This window comes from Mesorhizobium sp. M2A.F.Ca.ET.046.03.2.1, assembly GCF_003952425.1.
Classification (GTDB): Bacteria; Pseudomonadota; Alphaproteobacteria; order Rhizobiales; family Rhizobiaceae; genus Mesorhizobium.
In genome coordinates this window covers 4,431,725-4,446,069 of sequence record NZ_CP034449.1, presented here as the reverse complement: position 1 = coordinate 4,446,069, position 14,345 = coordinate 4,431,725, and the positions used below count along the sequence as shown (strand labels likewise).

Annotated in this window: 12 protein-coding genes and 1 pseudogene; 9 read left to right on the top strand and 4 right to left on the bottom strand. The window is 64.3% G+C overall.

Annotation, left to right across the window (positions count from 1 at the left end):
- Nucleotides 1-241 precede the first annotated feature (241 nt).
- From phnC to phnE (EJ072_RS21190), 4 genes are all read left to right on the top strand, one after another.
- A complete protein-coding gene (phnC, locus tag EJ072_RS21205) occupies nucleotides 242-1,099 on the top strand; it encodes a phosphonate ABC transporter ATP-binding protein (protein WP_126081143.1) in 858 nt (285 codons plus the stop codon).
- 138 nt (nucleotides 1,100-1,237) lie between these two features.
- Nucleotides 1,238-2,146: a phosphonate ABC transporter substrate-binding protein gene (gene phnD / locus EJ072_RS21200; protein WP_126081142.1), complete on the top strand. Its 909-nt coding sequence runs from the start codon at nucleotides 1,238-1,240 to the stop codon at nucleotides 2,144-2,146.
- Nucleotides 2,147-2,200: 54 nt separating this feature from the next.
- Complete coding sequence (gene phnE / locus EJ072_RS21195; RefSeq protein ID WP_126081141.1) at nucleotides 2,201-3,157, top strand: phosphonate ABC transporter, permease protein PhnE; 957 nt, start codon at nucleotides 2,201-2,203, stop codon at nucleotides 3,155-3,157.
- 1 nt (nucleotide 3,158) lies between these two features.
- Entirely contained in the window at nucleotides 3,159-4,526 is a 1,368-nt protein-coding gene (phnE, locus tag EJ072_RS21190; RefSeq protein ID WP_126081140.1) for a phosphonate ABC transporter, permease protein PhnE, read from the top strand.
- Between the two features lie 199 nt (nucleotides 4,527-4,725).
- On the opposite strand, the gene EJ072_RS21185 is transcribed toward phnE (EJ072_RS21190), so the two are convergent.
- The 3 genes from EJ072_RS21185 to EJ072_RS21175 all read right to left on the bottom strand — a co-directional run bounded on the left by EJ072_RS21185 (nucleotide 4,726) and on the right by EJ072_RS21175 (nucleotide 8,188).
- On the bottom strand, nucleotides 4,726-5,577 hold the full coding sequence (locus tag EJ072_RS21185; protein ID WP_126081139.1) for a sugar phosphate isomerase/epimerase: 852 nt from the start codon (nucleotides 5,575-5,577) through the stop codon (nucleotides 4,726-4,728).
- A gap of 225 nt (nucleotides 5,578-5,802) precedes the next feature.
- Nucleotides 5,803-6,990 carry a Gfo/Idh/MocA family oxidoreductase gene (locus EJ072_RS21180; protein WP_126081138.1) on the bottom strand — a complete coding sequence of 396 codons (1,188 nt, stop codon included), beginning with the start codon at nucleotides 6,988-6,990 and terminating at the stop codon, nucleotides 5,803-5,805.
- Between the two features lie 142 nt (nucleotides 6,991-7,132).
- Nucleotides 7,133-8,188: a sugar phosphate isomerase/epimerase gene (locus tag EJ072_RS21175; protein WP_126081137.1), complete on the bottom strand. Its 1,056-nt coding sequence runs from the start codon at nucleotides 8,186-8,188 to the stop codon at nucleotides 7,133-7,135.
- A 400-nt stretch (nucleotides 8,189-8,588) separates the two neighbouring features.
- On the opposite strand from EJ072_RS21175, the gene EJ072_RS21170 reads away from it, so the two are divergent.
- The 4 genes from EJ072_RS21170 to EJ072_RS21155 are packed head-to-tail and all read left to right on the top strand — an operon-like array spanning nucleotide 8,589 to nucleotide 12,407.
- The gene (locus EJ072_RS21170; RefSeq protein ID WP_126081136.1) at nucleotides 8,589-9,476 is read left to right on the top strand and encodes a sugar phosphate isomerase/epimerase; all 888 of its coding nucleotides are present in this window, start codon (nucleotides 8,589-8,591) and stop codon (nucleotides 9,474-9,476) included.
- 56 nt (nucleotides 9,477-9,532) lie between these two features.
- Complete coding sequence (locus tag EJ072_RS21165) at nucleotides 9,533-10,702, top strand: mandelate racemase/muconate lactonizing enzyme family protein (protein ID WP_126081135.1); 1,170 nt, start codon at nucleotides 9,533-9,535, stop codon at nucleotides 10,700-10,702.
- A gap of 2 nt (nucleotides 10,703-10,704) precedes the next feature.
- Nucleotides 10,705-11,421, top strand: a complete 717-nt coding sequence (locus tag EJ072_RS21160) for a FadR/GntR family transcriptional regulator (RefSeq protein WP_126081134.1) — start codon at nucleotides 10,705-10,707, stop codon at nucleotides 11,419-11,421.
- 5 nt (nucleotides 11,422-11,426) lie between these two features.
- Nucleotides 11,427-12,407: a hydroxyacid dehydrogenase gene (locus tag EJ072_RS21155; protein WP_126081133.1), complete on the top strand. Its 981-nt coding sequence runs from the start codon at nucleotides 11,427-11,429 to the stop codon at nucleotides 12,405-12,407.
- A 112-nt stretch (nucleotides 12,408-12,519) separates the two neighbouring features.
- On the opposite strand, the gene EJ072_RS21150 is transcribed toward EJ072_RS21155, so the two are convergent.
- Complete coding sequence (locus EJ072_RS21150) at nucleotides 12,520-13,815, bottom strand: amidase (protein ID WP_126081132.1); 1,296 nt, start codon at nucleotides 13,813-13,815, stop codon at nucleotides 12,520-12,522.
- 121 nt (nucleotides 13,816-13,936) lie between these two features.
- Between EJ072_RS21150 and EJ072_RS21145 the strand changes: the two are divergent.
- Nucleotides 13,937-14,306, top strand: a pseudogene (locus EJ072_RS21145) (GFA family protein).
- The last annotated feature ends 39 nt before the right edge of the window (nucleotides 14,307-14,345 follow it).

Below are 14,345 nucleotides of genomic sequence, written 5' to 3'. Positions count from 1 at the left end.
CGCTCCGCTCCTTGCTCCGCCCGTGGATGACGACTGGGGTGGACGTTTCGGCCAATCTCTTACGCATGCCGCCCGCCAACACAAACATAGCCGGCCCGGTCGAAATCCATGTGCCGGGGAATTAGCGCCCGAAGCCTGTGACTCGTAACAAAAATGACATCAATCCGACACCCCAGCTTCATCGGGCTGCGCTAGCGAAGGTTAACGGACCCTCGAAACCGCGACGTACCGGAGTTTTGCCATGTCAGCATCATCGGCCACGCTCGAAATCCGCGGCGTAACCCGACGATTTGGCAAGAACACCGCTGTCAGCGACATCAACATCTCGATCCCGCGCGGTCAGATGGTCGGTATCATCGGCCGCTCCGGCGCCGGGAAGTCCACGCTGCTGCGCATGATCAATCGTCTCATCGATCCCAGCCAGGGATCGATTTTTTTTGACGGCGCCGAGGTCTCCTCCCTGCAGGGCTCGCCGCTGCGCCGCTGGCAGCGCGACTGCGCCATGATCTTCCAGCAGTTCAACCTCGTGCCGCGCCTCGACGTCTTGACCAATGTGCTGCTCGGCCGCCTCAACCATCGCTCCACGGTTTCCAACCTGCTCGGCATGTTCACGCGCACCGAATGCGCGGAGGCGGTGGCCGCGCTCGAGCGCCTCGACATCGCACGCACCGCGCTGCAGCCGGCCGGCACGCTGTCCGGCGGCCAGCAGCAGCGTGTCGCGATCGCCCGCGCCATGATGCAGCAGCCGAAAGTGCTTCTGGCCGACGAGCCGATCGCCTCGCTCGACCCGCTCAACGCCAAGGTGGTGATGGATTCGCTGCGCGACATCAATCTGCGCGAAGGCATCACCGTCGTCACCAATCTGCACACGCTGGACACCGCCCGCGCCTATTGCGGCCGCATCATCGGCATGGCCGCCGGCAAGGTCGTCTTCGACGGCGCCCCGCAAGACCTCGACCGCGACGCCGTGAGCACCGTCTACGGCGCCGACGCCAGCGGCGCCGAGATCTCCGAGGCCATTACGTCGACCAGCGTGACCATCAGGCCGAAGATCACCGCATCCGCCGGACCGCTCGAACCCGCCTTCCCTGGCTACTGAGTCCATTGCCCCGACCCCAGTCGGTCCGGGCAAATCGTGGATTTCGGCAGAGCAACCCGGATCGCCCGCCAGCGTCAAAGGCAAGACTTGAAAAATCAGAACGCCGGCGCGCAGCCGGAACAACAGGAGAGAGAGCAAATGTTCAGGAAGATGGTTTTTGGAGCGGTTTCGCTGCTCGCCATGGCCGCAAGCGCCGCGCACGCCGCCGATATCAAGGAATTCCGCGTCGGCATCCTCGGCGGTGAAAACGAGACCGACCGTCTGCGCAACTATCAGTGCCTCGCCGACCACCTGAAGTCGGAATTCGGCTTCGAGAAGGTTTCGCTGTTCCCGGCCGCCGACTATGACGGCGTCATCCAGGGCCTGCTCGGCGGCACGCTTGATTTCGCCGAACTCGGCGCGTCCGGCTACGCCAGCGTCTATCTGAAGGACCCGAAGGCGGTCACCCCGATCCTCACCACCAAGCAGACCGACGGCTCGACCGGCTATTACTCGGTTGGCCTGGCGCTGAAGACCTCCGGCATCACCGACATCAAGTCGGCCAAGGGCAAGAAGCTCGGCTATGCCGATCCGGATTCGACCTCGGGCTACCTGATCCCGCTGACCCAGATTCCGAAGGACACCGGCGCTTCCAACGAGACCTACTTCGCCTCGACCCAGTTCAACGGCGGCCACGAGAACAACATCCTGGCCGTGCGCGACGGCAAGGTCGACGTGGCGGTGGACGACTCCTCGGGCATCGGCGACTTCAAGAACGGCTACACCTCGGGCACCTTCCACAAGGAAGTCGCCAAGGGCGCGGTCGACCCGAACGACTTCGTCGAAGTGTGGCGCTCGGGCCTGATCCCGAACGGTCCGCTGGTTGTCCGCACCGCGCTGGGCGACGACATGACCGCCAAGCTCACCGCTTTCTTCACCGCCCTGCCGGCCAAGGACAAGGCCTGCTTCGAAGGCATCGAGGGTGGCGACTTCACCGGCTACGTCCCCGTGAAGCCTGACTTCTACAACGTCATCGTCGAAGCCCGCAAAGCCGCTATCGGCGGCTAAAGGCATCAGGAAAGGGCGGCGTCGCAAAAACGCCGCCCTTTTTGCATTCACGTCATGACCCTTTCGACAACGATCCATTCCGACGCCACCCGCCAGCAGGCCGACGCCTGGCGGCGCCAGACGTCGCTGCGCCGCTTCTACACGGCGCTTGCCGTCGGCCTGCTGCTTGTCGCCATGTTCGCGACCATGTGGTTCGCCGACGAGGCCAATGCCGGCCACTTTTTCGACCGGCTGCCGCACATCCTCGATTTCTTGAGCTGGCTGGTCCCGAAGGACTGGAACGACGTTTGGCGTGCGCTGTTCGACATCGCCTCGCCCAGCGACAAGGGAACGCAGGAATTCAACTTCCCGCTCGGCCGCGTCTATGTCTGGAGCGGCTTCTACATCCCCGAATATTTCGAGCTGATGCTGACGACCGTGAACGTGGCGCTGGTCTCGACCTTCATCGGCTTCGTCTTCGCCGTACCTTTCTCCTTCATCGCCGCGCGCAACCTGACGCCGAGCCCGATCCTGCGGCTCGTCGTCAAGCGCCTCATGGAACTGCTGCGGGCCTTTCCCGAGATCGTCATTGCCGGCCTGTTCGCGGCCATCGTCTCGATCGGCCCGGTCGCGGCCATCATCGCCATCGGCCTGCATTCGATCGGCGCGCTGGGCAAGCTCTTCTACGAGATCAACGAGAACATCGACATGCGCCCGGAGGAGGGCCTGCGCGCGGTCGGCGCCAACTGGTTCGAGCGCGTGCGCTTCGCCGACCTGCCGCAGGTGCTGCCCAATTTCATGTCCTATACGCTGCTCCGGATCGAGATCAACGTGCGCATCTCGACCATCATGGGCGCGGTCGGCGGCGGCGGCATTGGCGAGGAGCTGAAGCTTGCCATCTCGCGCGGCTTCGGCGCCAAGACGCTGGCGCTGGTGCTCCTGCTCTTCGTCACCATCATCCTCGTCGACCAGTTCTCCGCCTGGCTGCGCCGCAAGCTCGTCGGCGAGCAGGCTTTCCTGATGAGCGCGTGAAATGGCCGCCATGACCGCCGACGAAATCAGCGCCATCGAAAACCGCCACCCGCAGATCTTCCAGCGGCCGGCCTACAAGCGCTTCTGGCCGCTGCTGCTGGTCGCGGGCACGGTGCTCTATCTTGGCTACGCCTTGTGGTTCTTCAGCCTGCCGCTGGTGCTGCGCGAGTCGCACTGGGAGCGCCTGCCGCTCTTCCTGTCGCAATGGATCAGCTACGACCTGCAGCCGGAATTCCGCCTCGACCAGCCCGAGATCACGCCGAAATATCCGCGCTTCTCGGCGCTCGGCGAAAACCCCGATCCCGATTGGGTGATCAAGAATGCCGATGGCACCTACACCGTCCAGATCGACGGCGACGCCAAATCCGTCACCTTCGACAAGACCAAAGAGACGATCACGGCCAACGGCCTGACCGTGCCCATCGCGCTGACCGGTGGCAAGCCGGTGGTGACAGGTCCGGTGCCCGACTGGGTGACCGTCCATGACGACGAGATCGTCGCCAAGCTAGGCTTTGCCGGCGAGGTGCGTGTCACCGTCGACCGCGTCAAGGTGCGCAAGCGCTTCCTCGGTTGGGCGAATTTCGTCTTCGATACGCGCTCGCCCTTCTTCGGCAAACCCTATAGCGAAGTCATCTCGCTGATCGTCTCCGGGCCGGAACTCAAGCCCGGTACGTCGAACCTGGCTTTGGCCGCCGACAATTTCTGGAACAACGCCCAGTGGCAGCATGGCGATGTCTGGACGAAGCTCTTGCAGACCATCGTCATGGCGTTCCTTGGCACATTGCTCGGCGGCATCGTCGCCTTCCCGCTTGCCTTCTTTGCCGCCCGCAACATCACGCCGAGCGGCGTTCTGAGCCAGGTGCTGAAACGCTTCTTCGATTTCATGCGCTCGGTCGACATGCTGATCTGGGCGCTGTTCTTCACCCGCGCCTTCGGCCCCGGCCCGCTGGCCGGCAGCGCCGCGATCTTCTTCACCGAGATCGGGACGTTGGGCAAAACCTATTCCGAGGCGCTGGAGAACATTGACGACAAGCCGCGCGAAGGCGTGCTCTCGACCGGCGCCAACGAGATTTTGGTGCAACGCTACGGCGTGCTGCCGGAGGTGGTGCCGGTCTTCATCAGCCAGACGCTCTACCAGTGGGAATCGAACACCCGCGGCGCCACCATCATCGGCGCCGTCGGCGCCGGCGGCATCGGCCTGAAATTGTGGGAAGCGATGCGCACCAATTCGAACTGGGCCAACGTCTTCTACATGGTGCTTTTGATACTGCTCGTCGTCTTCATCTTCGACAACATCTCAAACGTCTTGCGCCGCCGGCTGAGCCGCACGCTGCATGATTATAATCGGCTGCAGGCCGAGCAGGGGTAGTTTCGCGCCTTCGTCATCCACGGGCGGAGCAAGGAGCGGAGCGACGCGCGCAGACCCGAGGATCCATGCCGTTACCTAAGCCGTAGAGTGCAGCGGTGCAGAAGTCTGCATCGTTGCGGAGCGTCGACGTCACGGAATCCTCGGGTCTCCGCGTCCGCTTCGCTCCCGCTCCGCCCGTGGATAACGAAGAGAGAGTCGCTTACGCCGCCCCCTTCCAGCCGTCCCTGATATGCCTATACCCCTCGCGATAAACCGCCTCCGGGCTCTCCGCGAAATCCCGCCACACCTTTGTCGCCGCAGCCAGATCCTTCAGCGAGCGGCCGAAGGACTCGATCGTCAGCCAGTCGTCATAACCGCTTTTGCGGATGGCGGAGAAAGTCTCCTTCCATGGAATGTTGCCGCGCCCCGGCACCCCGCGGTCGTTCTCCGAAATGTGGACATGGACGATATTGCGGCGATGCTTCGTGTAGGCGCCGATCGGATCGGCCTCCTCGATATTGGCATGGAACGTGTCGTACATCGCCTTGATGTGCGGCCGGTCGATCGCATCGATATGCTCGCACAGATCGGCCATGGTGTTGACCAGATAGCATTCGAAGCGGTTGAGCGCCTCCAATCCGATGGTCACGCCCTTCTTGCCGGCATGGTCACCGATGGCGCGCTGCGAGGCGATCGAGCGCTTCTTCTCGGCAGAAGTCGGCCCGCTGCCGGAAAAGGCGCCGAGCGTCGAATGCAGCGGCCCGCTCAGCGTGTTGGAGCCAAGCGCCGCGCTGCAGTCGATCGCCCATTTCATGTAATCGATACCGGCCTTGCGCGCGGCGGCATCCGGCGAGATCAGGTTCATCGCCGGATCGCCCATCGCCGAGACCGCGGTGCGCTCCAGGCCGATGCGGTCGAGCATCTCGCCCAACCTTTTGTAGTCGTCAGGCGCGCCGGCAAAGACCGGTATCTCGACGCCGTCGAAACCCGTCGCCTTGATGTCCTTCAACAGCGTCACATCCTTCTTCGAGACGCTGGTGGTCCACAAGAACATGCACATGCCGATTTTCATCGACACCCCTCCCCGCTTGCGGCCAGCCATTTGCGTTGGCGGGCCGCACTCCCCCTCATCCGGCCGCTTTCGCTGCCACCTTCTCCCCGGCGGGGAGAAAGAGGTTGTCGTCGGCGCCGGCGCCCTCCTCTCCCTCGGGGAGAGGTCGGATTGCCCCGAATTGCGTTTGCAATTCGGCTGGCAATCCGGGTGAGGGGGACTCCCCCTCAGACGACGCAGCCGTCCCTAGAGCTTCGTCCACGCCCCATTTTTCTTCGACGACTTCACGCAGGCCTCGATGAAGGCCATGCCTTCGACGCCGTCCTCGATCGTCGGGAAAATCACATCCTTGCCCGGCTTGCCGCCCCTTCTGCGTGCCGCCCGGATTGCGCGGGCGGCCTCCTGGTAGATGTTGGCAAAACCTTCGAGATAGCCTTCCGGATGTCCGGATGGCACACGGGTCACACGCGCCGCGACCGGCATCGCGCCGGCGCCGGCCCGGGTGAGCAGCTGCTTCGGCTGGCCGAAAGGCGTGTACCAGAGATAGTTCGGGTCGGCCTGCACCCATTCCAGCCCGCCCTTCGAGCCATAGATGCGCAGCTTCAGCCCGTTCTCATGGCCGGGCGCCACCTGGCTTGCCCAGATCATGCCCTTGGCCGGATGCTTGTTGCCGACCGGCTTGAAGCGCAGCATGACGTTGACATTGTCGTCGAGCTGGCGGCCCGGCACGAAGGCGTCGAGGTCGGCCGACAGAGAATCCAGCTCCAGCCCCGAGACGAAACGGGCAAGGTTATAGGCATGCGTGCCAATGTCGCCCAGCGCGCCGCCGGCGCCCGCCTGCTTGGGATCGGAGCGCCACGAGGCCTGCTTCTGACCGGTGGCGGCGAGATCCTCGGTCAGCCAGTCCTGCGGATATTCCGACTGCACGATGCGGATGTCGCCGAGTTGGCCCTTGGCCACCATCTCGCGCGCCTGCCGGATCATCGGATAGGCGGTGTAATTGTGGGTGAGCACGAACACCTTGCCGGTCTTCTCGGCCAGCGCGGCAAGCTTCTTCGCCTCGGCGAGCGACGTCGCCAGCGGCTTGTCGCAGATGACATGGATGCCGGCCTCGAGGAAGGCCTTGGCCGCCGGCACGTGCACATTGTTGGGCGTGACGATCGCCACCGCCTCGATGCCGTCGGGACGCTTGGCTTCGGCCTTGGCCATCTCGGCATAGGAGCTGTAGCTGCGCTGCGGATCGAGCCCCAGTTCGGCGGCGGAAGCCTTCGCCCGTTCCGGGTTCGACGACAGCGCGCCGGCGACCAGCACGAAATCATTGTCCATGCGCGCCGCGATGCGGTGCACCGCGCCGATGAAGGCGCCTTGCCCGCCGCCAACCATGCCGTAGCGGATCGGGCCGCCTCCCGTTTCCGACTTCGATGCGCCGACCATTTTTCGTCCTCTCCTCTTGGCTGCTCACCCTCCCCCTGCGGAGGGCCGACGCACGGCGTCGGGGCGGGGTATAAGGGTCCGCCGCGGCTTTGAATTCAACCCCGCCCGGACCCGCTGTCGATCTTCCAGGGAAGTTCGCGGGTCAAATCCCCATCATCGCCCGCAGCAGCTTTTTGTCGGTCGTGCCGGCGGCGAAATCGTCGAAAGCCTTCTCGGTCACCCTAATGATATGGTGCTGGATGAAGGGCGCGCCTTCGGCTGCGCCGTCCTCGGGATGCTTCAGGCAGCATTCCCATTCCAGCACCGCCCAGGAATCGTAATTGTACTGGGTGAGCTTGGAGAAGATGCCGCTGAAATCGACCTGGCCGTCGCCCAGCGAGCGGAAGCGGCCTGCCCGGTTCACCCAGCCCTGATAGCCGGAATAGACGCCCTGCCGTCCGGTCGGATTGAACTCGGCGTCCTTGACGTGGAAGGCCTTGATCCGCTCGTGATAGATGTCGATGAATTCCAGATAGTCGAGCTGCTGCAGCAGGAAATGCGACGGATCGTAATTGATGTTGCAGCGCTTGTGGCCGCCGACCGCGTCGAGGAACATCTCGAAGGTCACGCCGTCGAACACGTCCTCGGAAGGGTGGATCTCGTAGCCGACATCGACGCCATTGTCCTCATAGACATCGAGGATCGGCTTCCAGCGTTTGCCGAGCTCGCCGAAGGCTTCCTCGATCAGCCCGGCCGGCCGCTGCGGGAAGGGATAGAGGTAAGGGAAGGCCAGCGAGCCGGTGAACGACACGGAAGCATTAAGCCCGAGATTGCGCGATGCCTGGGCGCCGAACTTCATTTGTTCGACGGCCCATTGCTGGCGCGCCTTGGGATTGTTGTGCACCGATGGCGGCGCGAAGCCGTCCATCTGCGCGTCATAGGCAGGATGCACCGCCACCAGTTGCCCTTGCAGGTGCGTCGACAGTTCCGTGATCTCGACGCCCGCGTCGGCGCAGATGCCTTTCACCTCGTCGCAATAGGCTTTCGACGAGGCCGCCTTCGCGAGGTCGAACAGGCGTCCGTCCCAGGTCGGGATCTGCACACCCTTGTAGCCGAGCCCGGCCGCCCATTTGGTGATCGAAGCCAGCGAATTGAACGGTGCGGCATCGCCCGCGAACTGCGCCAGAAACAGGCCGGGACCCTTCATCGTCGTCGGCATCGGCATCCTCCCTCTCTTGTTTTCGTGACCAAGCATAGCGCCAATTGGAGCGAGGGCCAGCCTGTTTGGTCAGTCCTGACGGCATCTGAACGCCATGTCATTCTGGTATTACCAAATCCCGTAGTTCGGTCAAGCGCCTGAAAAGCTGGAAGAAGCCTCGGACCCGCAATTGGAAATGCGAAATTACCTTATTAAATCATGGCATTGTCCGGCGCGGTCGGCTTCCTCTGCCCACTTCTTGCCGCGCAGGAAAATTTGCTGTAGACGTCATGCCAGGCCCAATTGGTCGAACCAGTTTCGAGGAAAACCTGGCAACGCCTTGGGGAGGAAACGTGCGGCCGCCTCTGTTCGAGGCGTCGCGGGGTAAAATGTGACAGGCGAATTCTGGGAAGGATAGACCATGCATCTTTCGACGCACAATTGGATGCGGGCGGAGCCGCTGGAGGTGACGCTGAAGCGCATCAAGAAGTTCGGCTACGAATCGATCGAGATTTCCGGCGAGCCCGAGCAGTACAAGACCAAGGAGACGCGCGCGCTGCTCAAGGAGTATGGCATCCGCTGCTGGGGTTCGGTGACGCTGATGCTCGGCGAACGCAACCTCGCCGCCAGGAACCAGGGCCAGCGCGAGCGGTCCGTCCAATATGTCAAGGACGTGCTCACCATGGTGAGCGAGCTCGACGGCGAGATCATCACGCTGGTGCCCGCGACCGTCGGCAAGGTGGTGCCGGACGGCACCGAGGCGGAGGAATGGGGCTGGGTGGTCGATGCCACGCGCGAATGCTTCACCCATGCCAAGAAGGTCGGCGTCCGGATCGCCATCGAACCGCTCAACCGCTTCGAGACCTATCTCTTCAATCGCGGCGCCCAGGCGCTCGCGCTCGCCGACGCGGTGAGCCCCGAATGCGGCGTCTGCCTCGACGCCTACCACATCCACATGGAGGAATTTAACGTCTATGACGCGATCCGCCAGGTCGGCAAGCGCCTGTTCGATTTCCATGTCGCCGACAACAACCGCTTCGCCGCCGGCCTTGGCCAGATCGACTGGCCGAAGATCGTGCGCACGCTGAAGGAAGTCGGCTATGACGGCGCGCTGACCAACGAATTCGTCGCCCCCGTCGACCGCACGCCGGCCGCGCCCTATCCGGAGATGGTCGAGCGCAATCCGGTCGACATCTCGCCCGAGCAGCTCAAATTCATCCAGGACCACGGCTCGAGCGTGCTTACGGAGAAATTCTACACCGACCAGATGCGCATCACCGCCGAAACGCTGCTGCCGCTGATCAAGTAGACCTCCGACCAAAGCTTGTCCTTCCGCCTGGCGGGCGGAGGGGCCGAAGGGAAAATATGCGCATCAAAAGCGTTCAGGCCTGGTGGGTCCGTGTCCCGATCGAAGTCGCGAGGCAGCATCGCAGCGACTTCGGGCAGGTGACGACGTTCGACGCCGCCATTCTGCGCATCGAGACCGACGACGGCCTGGTCGGCTGGGGCGAAGGCAAGAACGCCGCCGGCAGCGCCGGCAGCTATGGCGCGCTCGTCCATATGCTCAATCACGAGATCGGTCCGCAACTCATCGGCCGCGATCCGGCCGACATCGGCATCATCTGGGAAATGCTCTATAACGGCGTGCGGCACGAGACGGCGGCGCATGCAGGCCATGCGATGCCGCAGCTGGCGCGGCGCGGCATGAGCGTGGCGGCGATCAGCGCCGTCGACATCGCGCTTTGGGACATCCTCGGCAAGTCGCTCGGGCAGCCCGTATGGCGGCTGCTCGGCGGCCGCAAGGTCGAGCGCATGCAGGCCTACGCTTCGGGCGGCTGGGCCTCCGCCGACGCCATCGGCGAGCAGTTGCAATCCTACATCGCCAAGGGCGGCTTCAAGGCGCTGAAGATGCGCGTCGGCGCCATGGACGGCGCGCCCCATCTTTCGGCCGCGCGCGTGCGCGCCGCAAGGCAGGCGATCGGTCCGGAGGTCGACCTGATGGTCGACGCGCACGGCACCTACACCGTCGCCGAGGCCAAGCGCTTCATCCAGCTCACCGCCGATCTCGACCTCGCCTGGTTCGAGGAGCCTGTGATCGCCGACGACAAGCCGGGCATGGCCGAGATACGAGCCTCGGGCTCAACGCCGATCGCCACGGGCGAAAGCGAGGCGACGCGCTACGCCTTCCGCGACCTGGCGGTGTTGAAATCGGCCGACATCTTCCAGCCGGATCCCGCTTTCTGCGGCGGCATCAGCGAGGCGATGAAGATCGGCACCATCGCCAGCGCCTTCAACCTGCGTTTCGCGCCGCATCTGTGGGCCGGTGCGCCCTGCTTCTTCGCCGGGCTGCATGTGTGCGCCGCCTCGCCCGCCTCCTTCATCATCGAATATTCGCTCGGCGCCAATCCGATGATCCACGACCTGGTCGAGGAGACTGTCGAAGCGAAGGACGGTATGATAGCGATCCCTGAAAAGCCTGGATTGGGTTTCACCATCTCGGAGCGATTCCTGGAGGCGCACGCGCAACGTATTTGACGATGAAAGAAAAGAACCTTCTCGCGGAACTCGCCGCCTATCTCTTCTCCAACTCGGACAAGGAGTCCGGCCGCACGCCTTCGGAACGCGAGCTGGCGGAACATTTCGGCGTCAGCCGCGGCCAGATCCGCGAGGCGCTCGCCATCCTCGAGGCCATGCGCATCGTCGAGCGGCGCGCCAAGTCCGGCATCTATATCGACACCAAGCAGGCGAGCGTGGAAGCGCTGGCGCTGTTCGCCCGCGCCGGCCTGCCGCTCGATCCGGTGCAGATTTATGAGACGGTAGAACTGCGCAAGATCCACGAGATCAAGGCGGCCGAGCTTGCCTGCTCGCGCGCAACGGAAGAAAACTTCGAACGCCTGCGCGAGATCCTGAAAGCCTCCGAAGAGCGCATCGCCGCCGGTGAAGGCCTCGCCAAGGAGGACCGCGAGTTCCACCTCGAGATCGTGCGCGCCACCAAGAACAGCGTCTTCCATAACATCTGCAGCGTCTATTACCTGATGGGCGAGCAGCGCCTGCCGATCTATTTCAACGATCCCGAACGCAGCGTGCGCTCGCATGCCGAACACATCCAGATCTACGAGGCGCTGCTTCGCCGCGACGGCAATCTCGCCCAGGCTCTGATGAGCGCCCATCTGCAGGGCGCCGAGAGCTACTGGAAAGGGATCATCGAAGGCCGCGGAACAGAACCGAAAAGCGCGGCGCTCGAGAAGGCCTGAGTGCAATGCGCAAGATCCTGTCGACGCATCCGCTGCACCCCCGCGCCACGGCCATGCTGGCCGGCGCCGGGCGGCTTGCAATTGCTTCCGCGCTCGATCCAAAGACATTGACCACTGAGGCCTGCGACGCCGACATCGTCATCGTGCGCGCGCCGCTGCCGCCGGAACTGTTTCAAGGCGCGGCGAATTTGCGAGCCGCTATCCGCCACGGCGCCGGGCTGGACATGATCCCGGTCGAGGCGGCGACCGCCGCCGGCGTGCTTGTCGCGAACGTACCCGCCGTCAATGCCCGCTCGGTCGCCGAGCATGTGATGTTCGCAGCGCTTGCCCTATTGCGGCGCTTCCGCGTGATGGACCGCGACCTGCGCGCCAAGGGCTGGCTTGCCGGGCGCGAGCATGCCAATTCGACCAGCGAGCTTGCCGGCAAGACGATCGGCATTGTCGGCCTCGGCGCGGTCGGCCGGGCCGTCGGACATATCGCCGCGCACGGTTTCGACCTCAATGTCGTGGCAACGACGCGCAGCCTGCGCCCGGCGCCCGAGCGCGTCGGCTTCCTGTCGATCGACGCGCTGGTCGAGCAGAGCGACGTCATCGTGCTCTGCTGCCCGCTGACGGAGGAGACGCGCGGCCTGATCAGCCGCGAGCGCATCGCCCGTATGAAGCCCGGCGCACTGCTGATCAACGTCTCGCGCGGCCCGGTGGTCGACGACGAGGCGCTGATCGAAGCCTTGCGGGAAGGCCGCATCGGCGGCGCCGCGCTCGACGTCTTTTCAACGCAGCCGCTGCCGCCCAACCATCCCTATTTCGGCTTCGACAATGTCATCGTCACCCCGCATATGGCCGGGATCACCGAGGAATCGATGATGCGCATGGGCGTCGGCGCCGCCGGCGAGGCGCTGCTGGTGCTCGCCGGCAAGCTGCCCGTCAACCTGCGCAATCCGGAAGTGATCGAGCACTACCGGCGACGCTTTCCAACTGGCGATTAATTCGCCGAGACCATGCGACGATGCAGACCGGAGACGCCGGCAGAAGGGTGCGCGAAGGAACGCAACGGTAAATTTTCCTGATCCCAATTTGCCTCGGTTCGAAGCACGCCTCTCAACGGCTAAGCAGCGCCTCCACTGCCGCTGCAATCGCCAGCAAACGGCGATCATCCCCGTGCCTGCCCACCAGCATCAGCCCGGCCGGCAGCTTGGTGCCCGGCATCGGCAACGAGATCGCGCAGAGGTCGAACTGGTTGGCGACCTGCGTGTTGCGCAAGAGCAGCCCTTCGGTCCTGTCGCGCAACGCCTCGTCGGCGGCCATGGCGGCAATGGAAGGCGCGACCATCGGCACGGTCGGCAATGCCAGGACATCTATAACGTTCAGCCGTTCCGCCATCGCCGCCGCAAGCTCGCCGCGACGGCGGATCGTGCGGATATAGACCGAAGCGGGAACCGCCAGCGCGCGCGACAACGGCCCGGTGACATGCGGATCGACCGGCACGGAGGCGCCGCTCGCCAGCCAGTCGGCATGCACTTCGGCGCCCTCCATTGAGGCGATCGTGCCGCGTCTGGTCGCGGCGCGCATTTCGGCGATGAGATCGTCGATGGGCAAATCGACGGCGCCGGCGCCAGCCTGCCCGATCCTGTCGATGCAGGCCTCGAAAGCTTCCGCGACCTCGGCTTGCGTCTCGTCGAACAAGACACCGCGCGGAATGCCGATGCGCAACATCGCAAGCGGGATCGGCTGTAGCGCCGCCGGCTCATCTGCGGCCATGATCGCATCGGCAATCGCGCAATCGGCGACGCTGCGGGCAAGCGGGCCAATCGAATCCAGCGTCATCGACAGCGGAAAGGCGCCCGTCAAAGGCACGCGCCCCGCCGTCGGCTTGAAGCCGACGATGCCGTTGAGCGAGGCCGGGATGCGCACCGAGCCGCCGGTGTCCGAACCGATCGAGATGTCGCTTGTGCCCTCGCCGACCGCAACGCCCGCCCCCGATGACGAGCCGCCCGGGATCAGGCTGGCGTCGGCGGCATTGCCCGGCGTGCCATAGTGAAGGTTGTCGCCGATCGCGGTGAAGGCGAATTCGGTCATGTTGGTCTTGCCGACGATCACGGCGCCCGCCCGCCGGAGCCGCGCCACGATGGCCGCGTCCCGCGTCGCCGGCGCGGTGCCGGCGAGGATCAGCGACCCGGCCGTGGTCGGCTCGCCGGCAACGTCGAACAGATCCTTGATCGAGACGATGCGCCCGTCGAGCGGGCCAAGGCTGACGCCGGCCTTGCGGCGAGCGTCGGACGCATCGGCGGCTGCCCGCGCGGCCGCGGCATAGAGCTTGGTGTAGACCCGCTCCTCGGCCGCGCGATTGGCAAGACGTGACAGGATGGTTTCGAGACGATCGCGGACGGATTGCATTTTCGATGTCGGACCTTGCAAATTTGCAACGTCTTTTAGACGCGCGGCCTGATGTTGGGCCCGGCAAAGAGATAACCCGGCAAGCGTGCCTTTGCACCCTGCCAGCGATGGGAGGATGCTGATGCTGTACAAAGGCAGTTGCCACTGCGGCAAGGTGGCATTCGAGGTCAAGGGTGAGATCGGCGGCGCGGTGCGCTGCAACTGCTCGATCTGCGCGCGCAAGGGCGCGCTGCTGTGGGCGGTGCCGCATGAGAAGCTCAGTCTGGTCGCCTGGGGCGACGACCTCGGCCGCTACACCTTCGGCAAGGCTCAAATCGCGCATCGCTTCTGCCGGACCTGCGGAATCCACCCCTTCGCCGAGGATGTCGGCGAAAGCGGCGAACGCACGGCCTATATCAACATCAACTGCCTCGAACGTCGACGTCGCCGGCATCGAAGTGTTCGAGTTCGACGGTCGCGCCGCTAGGCGGCGGGTCGATCAAAGGCCTTGATTGAGATCAAGGGCTATTCCCGAGCCGCCGCTATCTTGC

Excerpts from the sequence above, each read along its gene's own strand:
- EJ072_RS21155 (WP_126081133.1), top strand. The coding sequence starts at position 11,427 with ATGCGCAAGATCCTGTCGACGCATCCGCTGCACCCCCGCGCCACGGCC.
- EJ072_RS21175 (WP_126081137.1), bottom strand. The coding sequence starts at position 8,188 with ATGCCGACGACGATGAAGGGTCCCGGCCTGTTTCTGGCGCAGTTCGCG.
- phnE (WP_126081140.1), top strand. The coding sequence starts at position 3,159 with ATGGCCGCCATGACCGCCGACGAAATCAGCGCCATCGAAAACCGCCAC.
- phnE (WP_126081141.1), top strand. The coding sequence starts at position 2,201 with ATGACCCTTTCGACAACGATCCATTCCGACGCCACCCGCCAGCAGGCC.
- EJ072_RS21165 (WP_126081135.1), top strand. The coding sequence starts at position 9,533 with ATGCGCATCAAAAGCGTTCAGGCCTGGTGGGTCCGTGTCCCGATCGAA.
- phnD (WP_126081142.1), top strand. The coding sequence starts at position 1,238 with ATGTTCAGGAAGATGGTTTTTGGAGCGGTTTCGCTGCTCGCCATGGCC.
- EJ072_RS21160 (WP_126081134.1), top strand. The coding sequence starts at position 10,705 with ATGAAAGAAAAGAACCTTCTCGCGGAACTCGCCGCCTATCTCTTCTCC.
- EJ072_RS21170 (WP_126081136.1), top strand. The coding sequence starts at position 8,589 with ATGCATCTTTCGACGCACAATTGGATGCGGGCGGAGCCGCTGGAGGTG.
- EJ072_RS21150 (WP_126081132.1), bottom strand. The coding sequence starts at position 13,815 with ATGCAATCCGTCCGCGATCGTCTCGAAACCATCCTGTCACGTCTTGCC.
- phnC (WP_126081143.1), top strand. The coding sequence starts at position 242 with ATGTCAGCATCATCGGCCACGCTCGAAATCCGCGGCGTAACCCGACGA.
- EJ072_RS21185 (WP_126081139.1), bottom strand. The coding sequence starts at position 5,577 with ATGAAAATCGGCATGTGCATGTTCTTGTGGACCACCAGCGTCTCGAAG.
- EJ072_RS21180 (WP_126081138.1), bottom strand. The coding sequence starts at position 6,990 with ATGGTCGGCGCATCGAAGTCGGAAACGGGAGGCGGCCCGATCCGCTAC.